This is a genomic window from Streptomyces tsukubensis, assembly GCF_003932715.1.
Classification (GTDB): Bacteria; Actinomycetota; Actinomycetes; order Streptomycetales; family Streptomycetaceae; genus Streptomyces; species Streptomyces tsukubensis.
Map to the genome: position 1 here is coordinate 4,995,144 of NZ_CP020700.1, position 18,243 is coordinate 5,013,386.

Annotated in this window: 13 protein-coding genes and 1 riboswitch; of the genes, 8 read left to right on the forward strand and 5 right to left on the reverse strand. The window is 72.3% G+C overall.

From position 1 onward, the window contains the following. Positions 1–16 precede the first annotated feature (16 nt). Entirely contained in the window at positions 17–1,363 is a 1,347-nt protein-coding gene (locus tag B7R87_RS20640) for a sigma factor-like helix-turn-helix DNA-binding protein (protein ID WP_130584888.1), read from the reverse strand. Positions 1,364–1,509: 146 nt separating this feature from the next. Here B7R87_RS20640 and B7R87_RS20645 point away from each other — a divergent pair, with 146 nt between their 5' ends. After that, positions 1,510–3,270: a cell division protein PerM gene (locus B7R87_RS20645; protein WP_187144543.1), complete on the forward strand. Its 1,761-nt coding sequence runs from the start codon at positions 1,510–1,512 to the stop codon at positions 3,268–3,270. A gap of 91 nt (positions 3,271–3,361) precedes the next feature. On the opposite strand, the gene B7R87_RS20650 is transcribed toward B7R87_RS20645, so the two are convergent. Further along, positions 3,362–4,123: a hypothetical protein gene (locus B7R87_RS20650; protein WP_006347129.1), complete on the reverse strand. Its 762-nt coding sequence runs from the start codon at positions 4,121–4,123 to the stop codon at positions 3,362–3,364. 268 nt (positions 4,124–4,391) lie between these two features. On the opposite strand from B7R87_RS20650, the gene purN reads away from it, so the two are divergent. Together purN and purH are read left to right on the forward strand one after the other, a co-directional pair. Further along, the gene (gene purN, locus B7R87_RS20655; protein ID WP_006347128.1) at positions 4,392–5,021 is read left to right on the forward strand and encodes a phosphoribosylglycinamide formyltransferase; all 630 of its coding nucleotides are present in this window, start codon (positions 4,392–4,394) and stop codon (positions 5,019–5,021) included. Continuing rightward, on the forward strand, positions 5,018–6,592 hold the full coding sequence (gene purH, locus B7R87_RS20660) for a bifunctional phosphoribosylaminoimidazolecarboxamide formyltransferase/IMP cyclohydrolase (RefSeq protein ID WP_006347127.1): 1,575 nt from the start codon (positions 5,018–5,020) through the stop codon (positions 6,590–6,592). The genes purN and purH overlap by 4 nt, the downstream gene beginning before the upstream one ends. Positions 6,593–6,850: 258 nt before the next feature. On the opposite strand, the gene B7R87_RS20665 is transcribed toward purH, so the two are convergent. Next, a complete protein-coding gene (locus tag B7R87_RS20665) occupies positions 6,851–7,492 on the reverse strand; it encodes an RDD family protein (RefSeq protein WP_006347126.1) in 642 nt (213 codons plus the stop codon). 428 nt (positions 7,493–7,920) lie between these two features. On the opposite strand from B7R87_RS20665, the gene B7R87_RS20670 reads away from it, so the two are divergent. The 4 genes from B7R87_RS20670 to B7R87_RS20685 all read left to right on the forward strand — a co-directional run bounded on the left by B7R87_RS20670 (position 7,921) and on the right by B7R87_RS20685 (position 12,580). Next, positions 7,921–8,784 carry a bifunctional methylenetetrahydrofolate dehydrogenase/methenyltetrahydrofolate cyclohydrolase gene (locus tag B7R87_RS20670; RefSeq protein WP_006347125.1) on the forward strand — a complete coding sequence of 288 codons (864 nt, stop codon included), beginning with the start codon at positions 7,921–7,923 and terminating at the stop codon, positions 8,782–8,784. A gap of 18 nt (positions 8,785–8,802) precedes the next feature. Beyond that, positions 8,803–9,612, forward strand: a complete 810-nt coding sequence (locus tag B7R87_RS20675; protein ID WP_130584887.1) for a DUF3017 domain-containing protein — start codon at positions 8,803–8,805, stop codon at positions 9,610–9,612. A gap of 285 nt (positions 9,613–9,897) precedes the next feature. Next, positions 9,898–11,352, forward strand: a complete 1,455-nt coding sequence (locus tag B7R87_RS20680; protein ID WP_157997795.1) for a helix-turn-helix domain-containing protein — start codon at positions 9,898–9,900, stop codon at positions 11,350–11,352. 238 nt (positions 11,353–11,590) lie between these two features. Next, positions 11,591–12,580: a malate dehydrogenase gene (locus tag B7R87_RS20685; protein ID WP_006347121.1), complete on the forward strand. Its 990-nt coding sequence runs from the start codon at positions 11,591–11,593 to the stop codon at positions 12,578–12,580. A 110-nt stretch (positions 12,581–12,690) separates the two neighbouring features. On the opposite strand, the gene B7R87_RS20690 is transcribed toward B7R87_RS20685, so the two are convergent. Further along, positions 12,691–13,554 (reverse strand): SDR family NAD(P)-dependent oxidoreductase, encoded by an 864-nt coding sequence (locus B7R87_RS20690; RefSeq protein WP_006347120.1) that lies wholly within the window; start codon positions 13,552–13,554, stop codon positions 12,691–12,693. A gap of 414 nt (positions 13,555–13,968) precedes the next feature. Between B7R87_RS20690 and B7R87_RS20695 the strand changes: the two genes are divergently transcribed. Beyond that, complete coding sequence (locus B7R87_RS20695; RefSeq protein ID WP_006347119.1) at positions 13,969–16,341, forward strand: chitinase C-terminal domain-containing protein; 2,373 nt, start codon at positions 13,969–13,971, stop codon at positions 16,339–16,341. Between the two features lie 394 nt (positions 16,342–16,735). Here the strand turns inward: B7R87_RS20695 and rocD are convergent, their stop codons facing one another. Continuing rightward, positions 16,736–17,980, reverse strand: coding sequence for an ornithine--oxo-acid transaminase (rocD, locus tag B7R87_RS20700; RefSeq protein WP_006347118.1), 1,245 nt, complete (start codon positions 17,978–17,980; stop codon positions 16,736–16,738). A gap of 159 nt (positions 17,981–18,139) precedes the next feature. Then, positions 18,140–18,232: riboswitch (ZMP/ZTP riboswitch) on the forward strand. Positions 18,233–18,243: the final 11 nt, after the last annotated feature.

An 18,243-nucleotide genomic window follows, 5' to 3' on the forward strand; every position in this document is an offset into this window, starting at 1 on the left:
CCACCCGCGTTTCCGGCTACCGGGGCAGCGGGACCAGGCGGCCGGGGCCCGCGGCCGGTCCGGCGCTCAGCATGTTCCGGAGGGCCACGTCCCGCGGTGTCAGGCGCTGGGGACCGGCGTGGCCCGGGACCCCGCCGACCCGCTGGCCGGGCGCGACCTCGGGTACGTAGCGGGTCGGCGCCGTCGCCAGCGTCATCCCCGTCGCACTCATGATCACCACGGTCGCGGTGAGCGCCAGCCGGGTCCAGAACCAGGCCCGCCGCTCGCCCGTCGACCGGACGTCCGCCGCCGGAGCGGGCTGCGGTACGGGCCCGCCGTCCGCGAGCAGCACGGCCAGCCGGTCGCGCAGCGCCTCGGGGTCGGCCAGTTCGGGCACCTCGGCGGCGACGGCCTTCCGGGCGTGCAGCAGCCGGTTGGCCGCGGCCGGGGTGCTGGCCTCGGTCTCTGCCGCGGTCTCCGGCAGGTCGAGCCCGAGGCCGTCGTAGAGCAGGACGGTCCTGCGGTACGGCGGCGGCAGGTGCAGCAGTACGGCGAGGAGTTCCCGCCCCGCCCGGTCCAGCGGCGGACTGTCGGCGTGCCGGTGCGCGGGCCGCAGCCGGTGCCACGGCGAGAGCGCCAGTTCGTACGCCGCCGAACGCACCCAGCTGACCGGGTCCCGGTCCTGTGCGACGTCCGGCCACTGCTGCCAGGCGATGTGGAAGGCCCGCTCCACCGATTCGTGTGCCAGCAGGAGCCGACCGGTGAGCAGGTACGTCTGCCGGACGAGCCCGGGTGCGCAGTGCGTGTACAGCACGTCGAACGCCTCGGCGGGGCTCCGGGCGGCGGCCAGCGCCTCGGCCCCGGCGGGCGAAAGACCGGAGACCGGTACGCGGCGGGGCGCGGGGTCCTGGACCGGCTGCCCCGGGGCGGCGTCGGGAGGCGTATCCGCCGCGGCGGCCGCGACCGCACCGGCAGCGGTTGCGGTACCCGGTTCCTGCGGAGTGTCCGTGGCGCCGGTCGTCGCGGGACCGGAGTCCGGGCTGCCGTGCCCCGGCCCGGACCCCGCGGCAGCCGTCAGCGGAGCTTCCCCGTTCTGGTGTTCGCCCGTGGGCGGGGCGGGGGCGCTGGAGGCTTCCGGCGGCGCGAGCAGCCTGGCGTACGCCTCCCGTCGGCGCCCGCGCGGTTCGCCGCGACCGGTCTCCCAGGCCCGTACCGTCGCCTTGGTCACGCCCAGCGCCCGGGCGATCTGCTCTTCGCTCATCGACCGCTCCTCACGGAGCCTGCGCCGCTCCTTCGGGGAGGGCAGTGGTGTTTGCGAAGGTGGCCGGGAGGGCGGTGGGGAGGAAGGGGAGGACGAAGAAGAAGAGGGCGGTCTCCGGGTCATGGTCGGCTCCCCGGGCCCGTCGTCGGTCCCCCGGGAGTCCCCCCGGCCGTGCACTTTTCATAGAAGTACATAACCGTATATTGGGCGACACTACGGTCAATCTCCTGTTACGACGGGAAAGCGCGTGTCGTTGGGAGCATGGCCGGGTGACCCAGACGACCGATCACGGCCCCGCCCTCCCGCAGACCCCGGAACTCCCGGTCCTGGTGCAGGGCGGCCGGAGAGCGGCCCTCATGGCCTGTCTCATCCGCGGCGCCACCGCCGCCGGACTGGGGCTCGGGGCGCTGACCGTCCTGGTGATGATGGTGTGGATCAGCTCCCCGTACCCGGACAGCGGACCGCACGGCGCCCTCCATGTCGCCGCCTCCCTCTGGCTGCTCGCCCACGGCACGGAACTCGTCCGCTCGGACACCCTCTACGGCACCGCCGCCCCCGTCGGACTCGTCCCCCTGCTGCTGGTCGCCCTGCCCGCCTGGCTGATCCACCGGGCCACCCGCGATGCGCTCGTCCCGGACGGCACCGGGCTGCGTCCCAGCCCGTCACCGCGCGGCGCGGTGTGCGCGGTCACCCTCGGCTATCTGCTGGTCGGCACCGCCGCCGCGGTGTACGCGGCGGGCGGCCCGATCGCCCCCGGCCCGCTGAGCGCGGCCTGTCATCTGCCGCTGGTCGCCCTCGCCGGGGCGGCGACGGGGGTCTGGGCCGCGAACGGCCGGCCCCTCGGTCCGCCGCCCGTTCGGCTGCCCGCCCGGCTGCGGGAGCCCCTGATGCGTGCCGCCCTGCCCGGCAGCCGGTTCGAGGCGGCCGCCCGGGCCGCGACGGCGGCGACGGCGGTCCTGGTCGGCGGCGGTGCGCTGCTGGTCGCCACCGCGCTGGTCTGGCACGCCGACGCGACCCAGGACTCCTTCCTGCATCTGGCCCGGATCTGGTCGGGGCGGCTCGCGGTCCTGCTGCTCGGGATCGCGCTGGTGCCCAATGCGGCGGTATGGGCGGCGGCGTACGGGCTCGGCCCCGGATTCGCCCTCGGTACGGGGGCGACCGCAACGCCCCTCGCCCTGTCCGGGGATCCCGCGCTGCCCTCGTTCCCCCTCGTCGCGATCGTCCCCGCGCAGGGGCCCGGAACCCCGCTGAACTGGTCGGCGGTCCTGGTGCCGGTGGCGGCGGGGCTCGCGGTCGCGATGTTCGCCGCAGCCCGCGCCGATGCCGTACGGCGCCGTGACACGGCCGCGGACGCGCTGCTCGCCGCCGCGCTCTGCGGGCTTGCGGTCGCGGCGCTCGCGGCGGCATCGAGCGGTCCGCTGGGCACCGGCCGGCTCGCGGAGTTCGGGCCGGTCTGGTGGTCGGCGGGAGCGGCGGCACTGCTGTGGACGGCGGGGATCGGGGTGCCGGGCGCGCTGCTGGTACGGGAGTGGCGGGCGAGAGGTGCGAGTGCGGGCCGGCTGCCCGCGGTCGGGGCAGGGGTACGGGCCCGAGGCGGCACAGGGGTACCGGAACCCCAGCCCCCGCTTCCCGCCCCGGCGACCCCGGCAGCCCCCGCCGGACCGCTGGGACCGGCCGGACCCGCGGTCCCGGAGAGCCCGGGACGGACGGCCGTCCGCCCCACCGCGCCGCCCGACACCCCGAAGGCCCCCGCACAGGCGAAGGCCCTGGAGGTGCTGGACTCCCTGGACGCGGAGGCGGAGCCGTACGACTATCTGCCGCCGGACGGCTGGGCCGAGCGGCGCAGCCGTCCCACGGCAGACGGGAGCGCCCCGCCCCCGGCGGGCCCGGTCGACCCGGCCCGCCCGTGGGCGGCCCCGCCGAGCCCGTGGCCGAGCGCCCCCTCGCCCGTACGGCCGCCGTCCCCGGCGAAGCCCCGGAAGCCCGCCGCGCAACCGCCCCCCGCGGACGGGGACCGGCCGGGGACCTGACCCCCGAGGGGACCGGCCGCCGGGACCCGTACACAGAAGGGCCCGGCCCGGGATGCGCTCCCGGGCCGGGCCCCTCGCCGTACCGTTCCCGTCAGTCCTTGACGCCGTACACGCCCCGCAACGGCTCCGGCAGCTTGCTGTTGCACGCCGACTGCGCCGTCTTGGTCAGCGCGTCCCGCTCGCAGACGTAGAAGTCGCGGTAGACGAGCTGCGCCGCGTACATCGAGCCCACCGTCAGCAGGGTGACCACGGACATCACCAGACCGGCGATGGCACTGGTCCGCTGGGTGCGCCGGACGGTCTGCGGCGACAGACCGCCCGCCTGGGACGCGGCGTCCGGCGGCTTCGGCGCCGTCCGCAGTGCGCTGATCGCCCAGTACAGGGCGGGGGCGCCGAGGAGGAGGCCGATCTCCGGGAAGTCCAGGAAGAGCGTGAAGAACAGCGCCCACAGGCCCGCGATCATGGCGTAGCGGGCATGCCGCTGCGCCGGGTCGGTGGGGTCCCACCGGGGGCCGGGGCTCTGGGGGCCGTTCTCCGGGGAGTTGTTCGAACCGGGGCGGCCGCCGAAGCCGCCTCCGGAGGAGCGCCCGGGCTGGCGGCTGCTCCACTGGCTGCCCCAGCCGGAACGGCCACCGGACGAACCGGAGCCCTCGCCGTCGCCGGAGCCGCCGTTGCCGCCGCCGTTGCCGCCGCCGTTGCCGTCGGCGTCCGACCCCCGGCCCTCGTCGGGGCGGCGGGGCTGCCAGGGCTGGTCGGGCCTGCCCTCGGGCGGCGGCGCGAAGGGGTTGTTGTCGTCGGTGGACTGGCGCTCCCGCGGCAACAGGAGGTCCGTACGGCGGCGTCGGTCCCGCATCTGGTGAACGTCTTCCCCTCAGACCCGGTGCACCTGGGGTCTTGTCGTGGTCGGGTCTTGTGTTGTCGGGTTCGTGTGGTCACCCGTCCGGGGACGGGTGGTTGTCCCCTGACGCTACCTCCCGGGCGCGCCCCCGTCCCGTGGGGGCCTTCCTGTGTGCCGGTATCGTTGCTGACGGTCGGCCCTTTCGTAGAGTTCCCCGTATTGAGGGGCGCGATTCGTTTGTACGACCACACAAAGTCGAGCCGTACACGAAAGAGATCCCGCCGTGGCCCCCGCCCCTGCCCGCCCCGCGCGCATCGTCGTCCTCGTCTCCGGTTCCGGTACGAATCTCCAGGCCCTGCTGGATGCCATCGCCGACGACCCGGAGGGCTTCGGCGCCCGGATCGTCGCCGTCGGAGCCGACCGGACCGGTATCGCCGGTCTGGAGCGGGCCGAGCGCGCCGGGCTGCCGACGTACGTCTGCCGGGTCAAGGACTATGCGACCCGGGAGGCCTGGGACCGTGCGCTGGCCGAGGCCACCGCCGCGTACGAGCCCGACCTCGTCGTCTCGGCGGGCTTTATGAAGATCGTGGGCAAGGAGTTCCTCGCCCGTTTCGGCGGGCGCTGCGTCAATACGCACCCCGCCCTGCTGCCCAGTTTTCCCGGCGCCCACGGAGTGCGTGACGCACTCGCGTACGGCGCCAAGGTCACCGGGTGCACCGTCCACTTCGTCGACGACGGCGTCGACACCGGCCCGATCATCGCGCAGGGCGCGGTGGCGGTCCGGGACGAGGACGACGAAGCCGCTCTGCACGAGCGCATCAAGGAAATCGAGCGCGCGCTGCTCGTCGAGGTCGTCGGCCGACTGGCCCGTGACGGCTATCGCATCGAGGGACGAAAGGTTGTTTTCCCGTGACTGTTGAGGCTGCCCCGAGCGGCAAGCGGCCCATCCGGCGGGCGCTGGTCAGCGTGTACGACAAGACGGGTCTGGAGGAGCTCGCCCGCGGTCTGCACGGAGCGGGCGTCCAGCTCGTGTCCACCGGCTCGACCGCCGGGCGGATCGCCGCGGCCGGGGTGCCGGTCGTCAAGGTCGAGGATCTGACCGGTTTCCCCGAGTGCCTGGACGGCCGGGTCAAGACGCTGCACCCGCGCGTCCACGCCGGAATCCTCGCCGATCTGCGCCTCGACGCGCACCGCGAGCAGCTGGAGGAGCTGGGGGTCGAGCCCTTCGACCTGGTCGTGGTGAACCTCTACCCGTTCCGGGCGACCGTCGCGTCCGGCGCCGACTACGACGAGTGCGTCGAGCAGATCGACATCGGCGGCCCGTCGATGGTCCGCGCCGCCGCCAAGAACCACCCCTCGGTCGCGGTCGTCACCAGCCCCGGCCGGTACGCGGACGTGCTCGCCGCGGTCGCGGACGGCGGCTTCGACCTGACCGCCCGCCGCGGTCTGGCCGCCGAGGCGTTCGCCCACACCGCCGCGTACGACGTGGACGTCGCCAACTGGTTCGCGGCCCAGGCCCCGGCGGCGGAGTCCGGTGAGGACTTCCCCGAGTTCCTGGGGGCGGCCTACCGGCGGGCCGGTGTGCTGCGGTACGGCGAGAACCCGCACCAGGGCGCCGCGCTGTACGTCGACGGTACGGGCGGTCTGCCCGGCGCCGAGCAGTTGCACGGCAAGGAGATGTCGTACAACAACTACACGGACACCGAGGCCGCCTGGCGTGCCGCCTTCGACCACACCGAGCCGTGCGTCGCGATCATCAAGCACGCCAATCCGTGCGGGATCGCGATCGGCGCGGACGTCGCCGATGCGCACCGCAAGGCGCACGCCTGCGACCCGCTGTCCGCCTTCGGCGGTGTGATCGCGGTCAACCGTCCGGTGTCGGTGGCGATGGCCGAGCAGGTCGCGGAGGTCTTCACCGAGGTCATCGTGGCCCCGGGGTACGAGGACGGCGCGGTCGAGGTGCTCGCCAGGAAGAAGAACATCCGGGTCCTGCGGTGCGCGGACGCGCCCTCCTCGCCGGTCGAGCTGAAGCTCATCGAGGGCGGTGCGCTGCTCCAGGCCACCGACCGGCTCCAGGCCGACGGCGACGCCCCGGAGAACTGGACCCTGGCGGCCGGCGAACCGCTGTCGGAGGCCGAGCTGGCGGAGCTGGCCTTCGCCTGGCGGGCCTGCCGCGCGGTCAAGTCGAACGCGATCCTGCTCGCCAAGGACGGCGCGTCCGTCGGCGTCGGCATGGGCCAGGTCAACCGGGTCGACTCGGCAAAGCTGGCGGTCGAGCGGGCGGGGGAGGAGCGGGCCCGGGGCTCGTACGCCGCGTCCGACGCGTTCTTCCCGTTCCCGGACGGCGCGGAGATCCTGATCGCCGCCGGGGTCCGGGCGATCGTCCAGCCGGGCGGTTCGGTCCGCGACGAGCTGGTGGTCGAGGCGGCCCGGAAGGCGGGCGCGACGATGTACTTCACCGGGACGCGCCACTTCTTCCACTGATCCCCGCCGACGGCCGGCCGTGCGGCCGCCCGTGGACATACGGAAGGCCGCACACCCCGGGGAGGGTGTGCGGCCTTCCGCTTTCGGGCCCGCGATCCGGCGGCTGCCGTCCGGCGTGCGGCGGTCCGGGGCGAGCGGTGCCCCGGACGGCACGCGGCGGACGGTACGGCGCCCGGCCCCTCGGGGGCGGTGCGCCGGGCCGCCGGACCCGGTCACCCGGCTTCGGACGCCGTCGGCCCGTACCCGGGCCGCCGGGGTTCAGACCTTGATGACGACGGTGGCGCAGACCTTGTCCGCGAAGGTCTGCTTCTTCTCGTCCCACAGCGGCCACAGATAGCCGAGGTAGCACGGGATCGCGTCCAGGATGTGGGCGAGCTGGCGGACGAAGGACATACCGAAGCCGATGGTCGCGCCGTCGCTCTGGCGGAGCACCTTGATGCCCAGGGCCTTCTTGCCCGGGGTCTGGCCGGTGCTGCCCTCCTGCACCCGCAGCCACACGAACAGACCGATGGCGACCACGAAGGACGCCATGAGCAGCGCCATCGAATCGGTCGCGATGGCGATCGTGTTGAGGATGAAGTACGGGACCGAGCTGATCAGTCCGTCGATCAGGGTGGCACCGAGGCGCAGCCCCCAGTGCGCGAACTCCGGCATGCCCCCGTAGCCCGTGTCCCCGGGGTAGCCGCCGTAGGGCTGGACGGGGGTGGTCGGGGGCTGCGGGTAGCCGTACTGCGGCTGGTCGTAAGGCTGCTGGCCGTACTGCGGCTGGCCCTGCTGGGGGTAGCCGTAACCGGGCTGGCCGCCCGCGGGCTGGCCGTAACCCGGGTTCTGGCCGTAGCCCTGACCCTGGCCCTGACCGGGCTGCTGGCCGTAAGGATTGTTGGGGTCGCCGAAACTCATGGCGGGATTTCCTCCGTTGAACAGGCGCGGGGACGGCGCGGTCCGTGCGGGAGGAAGGACAGGCAAGAACATGAAGCGCCATGGAGACCACCGAGAACGAAGGCCATGGCGAACATGGAGTGGCTTTGCGGACATCCCCCCGAATCCGCCGCGACACGTTAACCACATCATCGTCCTGTTCGATTCGATGTCTTGTCCAGCCGCAAAGCCGAGCGTTGTGCAAGTGCAACGTCGAATTCCGGGGCAATCCGGACGCCGCGGACCGGTCGGGCCCGCGCCACGATTCCGTACCGATACGGCGGGGGCCGCCCCGGGGGCCCTCGTGTGCCGGGCCCGTACCCCTCCGTGACTGCCCTTGCGGACGCCGGACCGTCCGCTCCCCGGACCGGAATTGGAACCGGGCAGGGTCCATCCGCGAGGATGGGGGTATGACCGCCCAGATTCTCGATGGCAAGGCCACCGCAGCAGCGATCAAGTCCGAACTGACCGCCCGCGTGGCGGCGCTCAAGGAGAAGGGAGTGGTCCCGGGGCTCGGCACCCTCCTCGTCGGAGACGACCCGGGCAGCCGCTGGTACGTCAACGGCAAGCACCGCGACTGCGCGCAGGTCGGCATCGCCTCCATCCAGCGCGAACTCCCCGAAACCGCCACTCAGGAAGACATCGAGGCGGTCGTCCGGGAACTCAACGAGAACCCCGAGTGCACCGGCTACATCGTCCAGCTCCCGCTCCCCAAGGGCATCGACACCAACCGGGTCCTGGAGCTGATGGACCCGGCGAAGGACGCCGACGGGCTGCACCCCACCAGCCTGGGCCGACTGGTCCTCGGCGTGCCCGGGCCGCTGCCCTGCACCCCGTACGGCATCGTGCAGCTGCTGCGCCGCCACGGTGTGGAGATCAACGGCGCGAACGTGGTGGTCGTCGGCCGCGGCATCACCATCGGGCGGCCCATGCCGCTGGTGCTCACCCGCAAGTCGGAGAACGCGACCGTGACGCAGTGCCACACCGGTACGCGTGATCTGTCCGCGCATCTGAAGCAGGCGGACATCATCGTCGCCGCCGCCGGGGTGCCGCATCTGGTCAAGCCGGAGGATGTGAAGCCGGGCGCCGCGGTGCTCGACGTCGGCGTCAGCCGTGACGAGAACGGCAAGATCGTCGGAGATGTGCACCCCGGGGTCGCGGAGGTCGCGGGCTGGGTCGCCCCGAACCCTGGCGGCGTCGGCCCGATGACCCGCGCCCAGCTGCTGGTGAACGTGGTCGAGGCGGCGGAGCGCGCGGCCGACGCGGGGAACTGAGAGCGGAGGAGACCGGCCATGGCCGTACGGACGAACGACGACCGGGAGACGGGCGCGGGCACCGGCGATGGTGAGCGGCCGCCCGCGGCCGCCGACGGCCCGGCGCAGGACATCGGCGGCGACGGCAGCGGGGCGTCCGCCGCCGGCTCCGGGAGCAGCGGTACGGATCCGGGTCCCGGCCCCGATACGGACCGGGACGCTGCGGCTGCGGACGCCCCCTCCGGCGAGAGCCCGGACGGGACCTCCGGCGAGAGCGGCGGGACCTCCGGTGAAGCTTCCGGCGGGCCGTCCGGCGCAGGTGGCGAGGCCGCCGGGGCCGATGCCGATGCCGAGGCCGATACCGGGGGCGATTCCGATTCCGCGTCCGATTCGGGTTCCGGATCGGGGGCCGGGGGCGACAGCACCGGCAGCGGTACGGGCTCCTCCCGGCGTCCGCCCGCGCTGACCACGGACACCGCGCGGCCGGAGGGCGGCGGCCGGGCCGCACCCGGCGACGCCCCCGCCCCCGCCCGGCAGTGGCCGCTGCTCACCGTGCTCGGTCTGGTCGGTCTCGGTCTGGTGATCGTGGGCCTCGACCCGTTCCCCGAGGCCTCCCGGGTCGGCATGCTGCTGATCGGTCTCTCCCTGATCGGTGCCGCCGTGATGCGGCGGATGATCCCGTCGGTCGGCATGCTGGCGGTACGGTCCCGCTTCACGGACATGGCCACGTACGGCGTGCTGGGCACGGTGATTTCGCTGCTCGCGCTGATGGTGCAGCCCGAGCCGTGGCTCCAGGTCCCCTTCCTGGAGGACGTGGTCCACTTCCTCGTCGGCCGCGAGACCGACTGAGCGGAAGCCGCCGCCCGCGGTGCGGCGAAGACGCAGCCCCCGGCGCCCGCCGGCCTCGACGCGAGGACGGCGGGCGCCGCCGTGTTCCGTCTCCTCGCGGGCCGTTGCGACCTGTGGCAGGGCCGTGACGGTCACACCCCGGTGTGATCGTCGGTCCGGGATGGGAGACTGGAGCGCCGGACCGGAGGGCGCGCGGTACGGGGAGCCGCGCCGTCGCCGCGGGCGAGCCGCCGCCCGTTCCGGACCGCGACCGTGCGGGAGTGCCGGGGAGTAGGGGGTAGGACATTGCCTCAGTGGAAGGCGCTGCCGGAGGGGCTCGACCCGGACATCCGGGAGCTCACCGAGCAACTGCGCCGGATCGTCGACGGCAGCGGGCTCGATTTGGCCGGGCTCTCCGTCGCGACCGGCTTCGGCGTCACGTCGTGGGAGCGGTATCTCGACGGGCGGATCCTGCCGCCGCAGCGGGCCGTCGCTGCGCTCGCGGAGCGGACCGGAACCGGGATCGACGGGCTGACCTCCCTGCGGGCGCGGGCCGAACGGGCCTGGCACCGGCTGGAGGCGGGCCGGGACCGGGCGACGGAGCAGCTGAGGGTGGCGCGGACCCGGGAGTGGGCCTCGGTTCCCAAGCCCAAACCGGCGGCGGCATCGCCGTCCGTACCCGGGGCGCCCGCCGCCCCGGCCGCTGACCGGTCCGGTCCGGACCCGCTCGGCCCCGACCCGCTGGGCATGGACCCGCTGGGCATGGATCCGCTGGGCATGGATCCGCTCGGGCCGGAGCCCCTCGGATCGGGGTCTTCCGGCCCCGAGTCGGTCGGCCCGGCGACGACGAGTACCGGCATGCCCGCCGCGGGCGCGCGGTCGGCCGAGCATTCCGGGTCCTCCGGGAGTGCAGCGGGTGCCGGTGCGGACTCCGGGCCGTCCCCCTGGAACGCCGTGCTGATCGACGACGGCGGACCGGCGACCCCGCCGCAGGCCTTCGTCGTGCCCGAAGGAGGCGGCCGGGCGGCCGCGCGCCGGGCCCGGCGCGCCGCGGAAGCCGCCGCGGCGGCCGCCGCCGGAGGCCCCCCGCCGTCCGAGGCCGAGGCCACCACGCCCACCAGCGCGCCCGGTTCGGGTTCCGGTTCTTCCTCCGCTCCTGCCTCCGGCTCCGGTTCGGGTTCGGGTTCCGGTTCTGGTTCCCGGCCGGGCTCCGGGTCCTCCGGGCTCGACAAGCGGCGGATCGTGCTGTTCCTGTCCGGAGTCGCCGGGGCACTTGCACTGATCGTGGCGGCCGTCCTGTTCACCGATCTCGGTGCGACCGGCGGCAAGCCCACCGCCGGGGACCGCGACCGGACCGAGCCCGTGGCCAAGGTCCCGCCCTCGCCCTCCCGGAGCGCCGGCGGCAGTCCGTCCGCGCCCCCGGCGGGCGTCAAGTGCACCGGTGCGGAGTGCACGGGCAAGAACCCCGAGGACATGGGGTGCGGGGGTAACTACGCGCGGACGGTGTCCCAGGCGACCGTGGGCAAGGCCCGTATCGAGGTCCGGTTCAGCCAGGTCTGCCAGGCCGCCTGGGCCCGGCTGGTGGACGCGTCGACCGGCGACTCCGTCAATATCAGCGTCGGCGGGAAGGGCCGCCAGACCGGCACGGTCAACGGCGAGAGCGACGCCTACACCCCGATGACGGCGTCCGGCAGGGGCTCGGACGCGAAGGCGTGCGCCGAACTGACGAACGGCACCACGGCCTGCACGGTCGTCCAGTAGCCGGACCGGGGACGGAGCCCACCCGGACGGAGTGAGCAAGGCAACGAGGGGCTGGCGGATCGCGGCGGCACGGGTCGGATAGCCTGACCGCGGAGATGTCTCTTCACATCAAGATTCGTGCGGAGCGGCCCCGGCGGACCCCGGTCCGGTGCGTGCCGCCGACGCGGAGAAGGGTGTCGGGGAGGGATCCGACCCAGGGGCAGGACCCCCCACCGCCAGATGTCTTACGGAGATCGCCATGACCCGCACTCCCGTCAACGTCACCGTGACCGGCGCGGCCGGCCAGATCGGCTACGCGCTGCTGTTCCGCATCGCCTCCGGCCACCTGCTCGGCCCGGACGTGCCGGTCAAGCTGCGCCTTCTTGAGATCACCCCGGCCCTCGGCGCCGCCCAGGGCACCGCGATGGAGCTGGACGACTGCGCGTTCCCGCTGCTGCGCGGCATCGACATCACCGACGACCCCAACGTCGCCTTCGACGGTGCGAACGTCGCCCTCCTCGTCGGCGCCCGCCCCCGTACCAAGGGCATGGAGCGCGGTGACCTGCTGGAGGCCAACGGCGGCATCTTCAAGCCCCAGGGCCGGGCGATCAACGACCACGCCGCGGACGACATCAAGGTCCTCGTGGTCGGCAACCCGGCCAACACCAATGCGCTGATCGCCCAGGCGGCGGCGCCGGACGTACCGGCCGAGCGCTTCACCGCGATGACCCGCCTCGACCACAACCGGGCGATCTCGCAGCTGGCGGCGAAGACCGGTGCCGCGGTCTCCGACATCAAGCGCCTGACGATCTGGGGCAACCACTCGGCGACCCAGTACCCGGACATCTTCCACGCGGAGATCGCCGGCAAGAACGCGGCCGAGCTGGTCGACGACGAGGCCTGGCTGGCCGACACCTTCATCCCGACCGTCGCCAAGCGCGGTGCGGCGATCATCGAGGCCCGCGGCGCGTCCTCCGCCGCGTCCGCGGCGAACGCGGCCATCGACCACGTCCACACCTGGGTGAACGGCACCGCCGACGGCGACTGGACGTCCATGGGCATCCCGTCCGACGGCTCCTACGGCGTCCCGGAGGGCCTGATCTCCTCCTTCCCGGTCACCACCAAGGACGGCCGGTACGAGATCGTCCAGGGTCTGGAGATCAACGACTTCTCCCGCGGCCGTATCGACGCCTCGGTGCAGGAGCTGGCGGAGGAGCGCGACGCGGTCCGCGCCCTCGGCCTGATCTGAGCCTTCCCCATCGCGAACGGACCCCGGGTCCGGCACCGTCCCGGTGCCGGACCCGGGGTCCGCTGCGTACGGCCCCGCCACCCGTCGCGGCGGCGATCCGGAGCCGTCCGTTACGCGCCGTAGCCCTCGGGTGCCGGTACGGCGCGTTCCGCCGCACGGCTCGTGGACTCCCAGGCCCGCCAGGTCTCCAGGCGGGCCTCCGTGGTGCTCATGGCCACGTCGAACGCCAGGCCGCCCAGCAGCAGCCGCAGCGGCGGATCGTCGGACGCAACCAGCTCCATGACGGCCTCCGCGGCGAGTTCGGGAAGGCTGTCGCGGGAGGCCTCGGCGAACTGCTCCTGGAGTTCGGTGCGGAGGTCCGCATAGACGTCCAGCGGCTCCGTCATGGTCATGCCCTTGGTGTAGAGGCCGGTCCAGTAGCCGCCGGGTTCGACGATCGTCACCTTGACGCCGAACTGCGCGGTCTCGGCCGCGAGGGATTCGCTCAGTCCTTCCAGCGCGAATTTGCTCGCGCTGTACAGGCCGGTCAGGGCGAAGCCGCCGAGGGCGCCGATGCTGGAGATCTGCAGGATGTGCCCGCTGCGGCGGGCCCGCAGATGGGGCAGGACCGCCTGGCTGACCCAGAGCGCCCCGAAGAAGTTGGTCTCCAGCTGGGCGCGGGCCTGGTCCTCGGTGAACTCCTCGACCATGCCCATCGCCAGGAATCCCGCGTTGTTGACGACCACGTCGAGCCGGCCGAAGTGGGCGACGGCGCGGTCGACGGCCGCCACGACGGCGGCGCGGTCGGTGACGTCGAGGGGGAGGGCGAGCAGACGCTCCGGCCCGTACTTCTCGGCCAGTCCGTCCAGCGGTGCGATATCGCGGGCGACGGCGGTGACCCGGTCGCCTGCGGCGAGGGCGGCTTCGGCGAAGGCCCGGCCCAGGCCACGGCCGGCACCGGTGACGAACCAGACGCGGTCGGGGGAAGTGGTCACAGCGGGCTCCTTCGCGGTACACGAACCGACACCGAGACGGGGCGTCTCGTTTCGTGAGGGAGACGGTACGTCACGATCGGAAAGAAGGCAAGACGGATCGTCTCGTCTCGTCATATCGGCCGGGTGTGGACCACTCGCGGGAGGTGAAAGTTCTTTCATCGGGGGGCCGTGAGGGGAAGATCCGGCCGCCCCTTGTGGCCGGTCAGGCCCCCTGGCGTGCCCAAATGCCCCGGGATGGCAAAGAGGTGGGAATCACGGAGTAAAGGTCCAGACCTATTGACGGGTTGGTCTAGTCCTCTTAATGTCTCGTTCACCTCTACGGATCCGGCCCCGGCGCTGTGTGCACCCCGGGGCCAACGAGCCCACCCCCCATGCGAGTTGTGCAAGGCCGAACACCCTGCGTCCCCCGGAGGGATGCGGGCCCCCCACCAGGAGGATCCGAACGTGCTGTCCCCCCGACGAACGAGAGCGACGCTGTTCGCTGCCGGCGCCGCCGCCGTCGGCGGCCTGCTGGCGACGACGCTCTCGTCAGGCGTGTCCCAGGCCGCCTCACAGGAGAACTGTCGCCCCGAAGGGCTGTACTCGACGCCCGGCGTCAACGTCCCGTACTGCACGGTGTACGACACCGAGGGACGCGAGAAGATGGGCGCGGACCACCAGCGCCGCATCATCGGCTACTTCGCCAACTGGCGTACCGGCCAGGACGGCAGGCCCGCCTACCTCGCCAACAACATCCCGTGGGACAAGATCACCCACATCAACTACGCCTTCGCCGGCATCGACTCCGCCAACAAGATCAGCATTGGCGCGGCCGGACCGACGAACCCCAACACGGGGATGACGTGGCCGGGTGTGGCCGGTGCCGAGATGGACCCGGCGCTGCCCTACAAGGGCCACTTCAACCTGCTCAACAAGTTCAAGAAGCTCCACCCCGACGTCAAGACGCTGATCTCGGTCGGCGGCTGGACGGACAGCGGCGGCTTCTACAAGACCACCACCAACGCCGACGGCACGGTGAACACGGCGGGGATCAACACCTTCGCCGACTCCGCCGTCGAGTTCATCCGGCAGTACGGCTTCAACGGCGTCGACATCGACTACGAGTACCCGACGTCGATGAAGGACGCGGGCAACCCGGCCGACTGGACCGTGGCCAACGCCCGCCGCGCCGGGCTCAACAAGAGCTACAGCGTGCTGATGAAGACGCTGCGCGAGAAGCTCGACCGGGCCAGCGCCGCCGACGGCAAGCACTACCTGCTGACCATCGCGGCGCCGTCCTCCGGCTATCTGCTGCGCGGCATGGAGACGTACGAGACCGCGAAGTACCTCGACTACGTCAACATCATGTCGTACGACCTCCACGGCACGTGGAACGAGCACGTCGGCCCGAACGCCGCGCTGTACGACGACGGCAAGGACACCGAGCTGGCGCCGGTCTACGGCACCTCCCAGTACGGCGGCATCGGCTATCTGAACACCGACTGGGCCTACCACTACTTCCGTGGTTCGATGCCGGCCGGCCGGATCAACATCGGTGTGCCGACCTACACCCGCGGCTGGAAGAACGTCCAGGGCGGTACCGACGGCCTGTGGGGCAAGTCGGTCGCGAACTCCTGCCCGCCCGGTTCCGGTCTGACCAAGTGCGGTGACGGTGCCGTCGGCATCGACAACATCTGGCACGACAAGGACACCAACGGGCAGGAGGCCCCGGCGGGCTTCAACCCGATGTGGCACGCCAAGAACCTGGAGAAGGGGATCGTCCCCGACTACCTCCCCAAGTTCGGTCTGCCCGCGAACTCCACGCTCACCGGCACCTACGTCCGCAAGTACGACTCGACCCTGGTCGCGCCGTGGCTGTGGAACGCCCAGAAGAAGGTCTTCATCTCCACCGAGGACGAGCAGTCCATGACGGCCAAGGCCGACTACGTGGTCAACAAGGGCCTCGGCGGCACGATGATCTGGGAGCTGGCGGGCGACTACGACTACAACACCGCCAAGGGCCAGTACGAGCCCGGCTCGTCGCTGATCTCGCTGATGTACAACAAGTACAAGGCGGCCACCCCGTACGGCGTGAAGAAGTCCAACACCGCGCTGCCCACCGAGGCGATCAACCTCGGTGTCGAGTTCGGCGGCTTCCAGCTCGGGGACAACAACTACCCGCTCAGCCCCAAGCTGAAGATCACCAACAACACCACGGCCACCCTGCCGGGCGGTACGGAGTTCCAGTTCGACTACGCGACCTCCGCGCCGAGCAACGCCAAGGACCAGTCCGGCTTCAACTCCCGGATCGTCAGCAGCGACCACACGGGCAACAACGTGGGCGGTCTGAAGGGTGACTTCCACCGGATCGCGCTGAAGCTGCCGGCCTGGCAGACGGTGGCCCCGGGCGCCTCGGTCGAGCTGGACTTCGTCTACTACCTGCCGACCTCGACGCCGTCCAACTGGACCGTCACCTTCGGCGGCAAGACCTATGCGGTCGCGGGCGACCTGGCGCGCGGGACGACCGTCGTCGACCCGGGCAGCGGCGGCACGACCGGCACCACGGGCACTACGGGTACGACCGGCACCACGGGCACCACGGGTACGACCGGCACCACCGGAACGACCGGTGCGAACGGTTCGACCACCGGCGGCTGCACCGCCCCGGCGTGGGACCGGAACACCGAGTACCCCGCCAATTCGCAGGTCTCCCACCAGGGCAAGAACTGGAAGTCCAAGTGGTGGACGAAGGGCGACGAGCCCGGAACCAGCCAGTGGGGCCCCTGGCAGGACCTCGGTGCCTGCTGAACCCCTCCCCGTATGACAACTGAAGAGCTCCACTGATCAGCCCGGCGGCGCAGTCCCTGACCCTGCGCCGCCGGGTTTTTTCCTGCCCGCTTTCCAGGAGCGGGGACGGGGGCGGGGACCCGGGCGGGAACGCGCCGCCGGAGCTGCACGGAAGGTCAACTATCTGTGCACAAAAGGTCAAGTCGGCGCCGCGTATAGTCCGTAGACTATTTTCCGAACGGATCTCCACTGTTCGCCCGGGGAACGCCGGTCGTTCCCGGTCCGGTCACCCGTCGACCGGAACCGGGCCCGGGCCGGTGTTCCACGGTCCCCGTTCTCCGCCGACCGCGTTCGGCGGAGAACGGGCCACCGGGCAGTGGGATCCGTGCCGGGCGGTCCCGTCCCCGGCGGGGCATCAGCCGGAGAGCACCGACCTGAACTGGTCGAGACCCCAGTCGAGATCCTCCTTGGAGATCACCAGGGGCGGGGCGATCCGGATCGTCGAACCGTGGGTGTCCTTCACCAGCACACCCCGTTCCATCAGCTTCTCCGAGATCTGCCGGCCGCTGCCGTGGGCCGGGGCGATGTCGACGCCCGCCCAGAGTCCGCGGCCGCGCACCGCCTCCACCGCGCCGCCGCCGGTGAGCAGCCCCAGCTCGTGATGGAGGTGCTCGCCCAGTTCGGTGGCGCGCTGCTGGTACTCGCCGGTGCGCAGCATGGCGATCACCTCCAGCGCCACCGCGCACGCCAGCGGATTGCCGCCGAAGGTCGAACCGTGCTCACCGGGGTGGAACACCCCGAGGATCTCCCGCGACGACACGACCGCCGAGACGGGGACGATCCCGCCGCCCAGTGCCTTCCCCAGGATGTACATATCGGGGACGACACCCTCGTGCTCGCAGGCGAAGGTCCGGCCCGTGCGGCCCAGACCTGACTGGATCTCGTCGGCGATGAACAGCACGTTCCGTTCGCGGGTGAGCCGGCGGACGGTCGGCAGATAGCCCGGGGGCGGGACGAGTACCCCGGACTCGCCCTGGATGGGCTCCAGCAGAACGGCGACGGTGTTCTCCGTCAGGGCGTTCTCCAGCGCGGTCGGATCGCCGTACGGGACGATCTCGAACCCCGGGGTGTAGGGGCCGTAGTCCGCCCGGGCCTCGGGGTCCGTGGAGAAGCTGATCACCGTGGTGGTCCGGCCGTGGAAGTTGCCGGCGGCCACGACGATCTTCGCCCTGTTGTCGGGGACGCCCTTGACCCGGTAGCCCCATTTACGGGCCGTCTTCACCGCGGTCTCCACGGCTTCCGCGCCCGTGTTCATCGGCAGGACCATCTCCATGCCGCACAGTTCCGCCAGTCCGGTGCAGAAGTCGGCGAACCGGTCGTGGTGGAAGGCCCGGGAGGTCAGCGTGACCCGCTCCAGCTGGGCCTTGGCCGCATCGACCAGCCGACGGTTGCCGTGGCCGAAATTGAGCGCGGAGTACCCGGAGAGCAGGTCCAGATAGCGGCGGCCCTCCACATCGGTCAGCCAGACGCCGTCCGCGGTCGCCACGACGACGGGAAGAGGGTGGTAGTTGTGCGCGCTGTACGCCTCCGCGGTGGCGATGGCGGTCTCCGAAGCAGTCACGGGATCTCCGTTCTCCTGGCGAGCCGGGCGGCAGTACATCCGGACTTCCGGTACATCCGGTGGCGGGTGGGGTCGCCACCCCTCCTTCCTATGGTCACTCGCCGGTCGCCCCGGGAAACCTTTCACCGAGGTCATGCCTCGGGGGGTGTCCGCCGGGCCCGGTCGCTGCCGTCCGGGGGCGCTCTGGCATAGGCTGGCGTCAAGCGCGGCGACTGGCGTACGGGGAGCTCACCCCGAGGGAGCCGTGTGCGCAGGAGCATCACGAGGGTGCCGACCGCCTGGGTACCCCGGACCACTCGTGA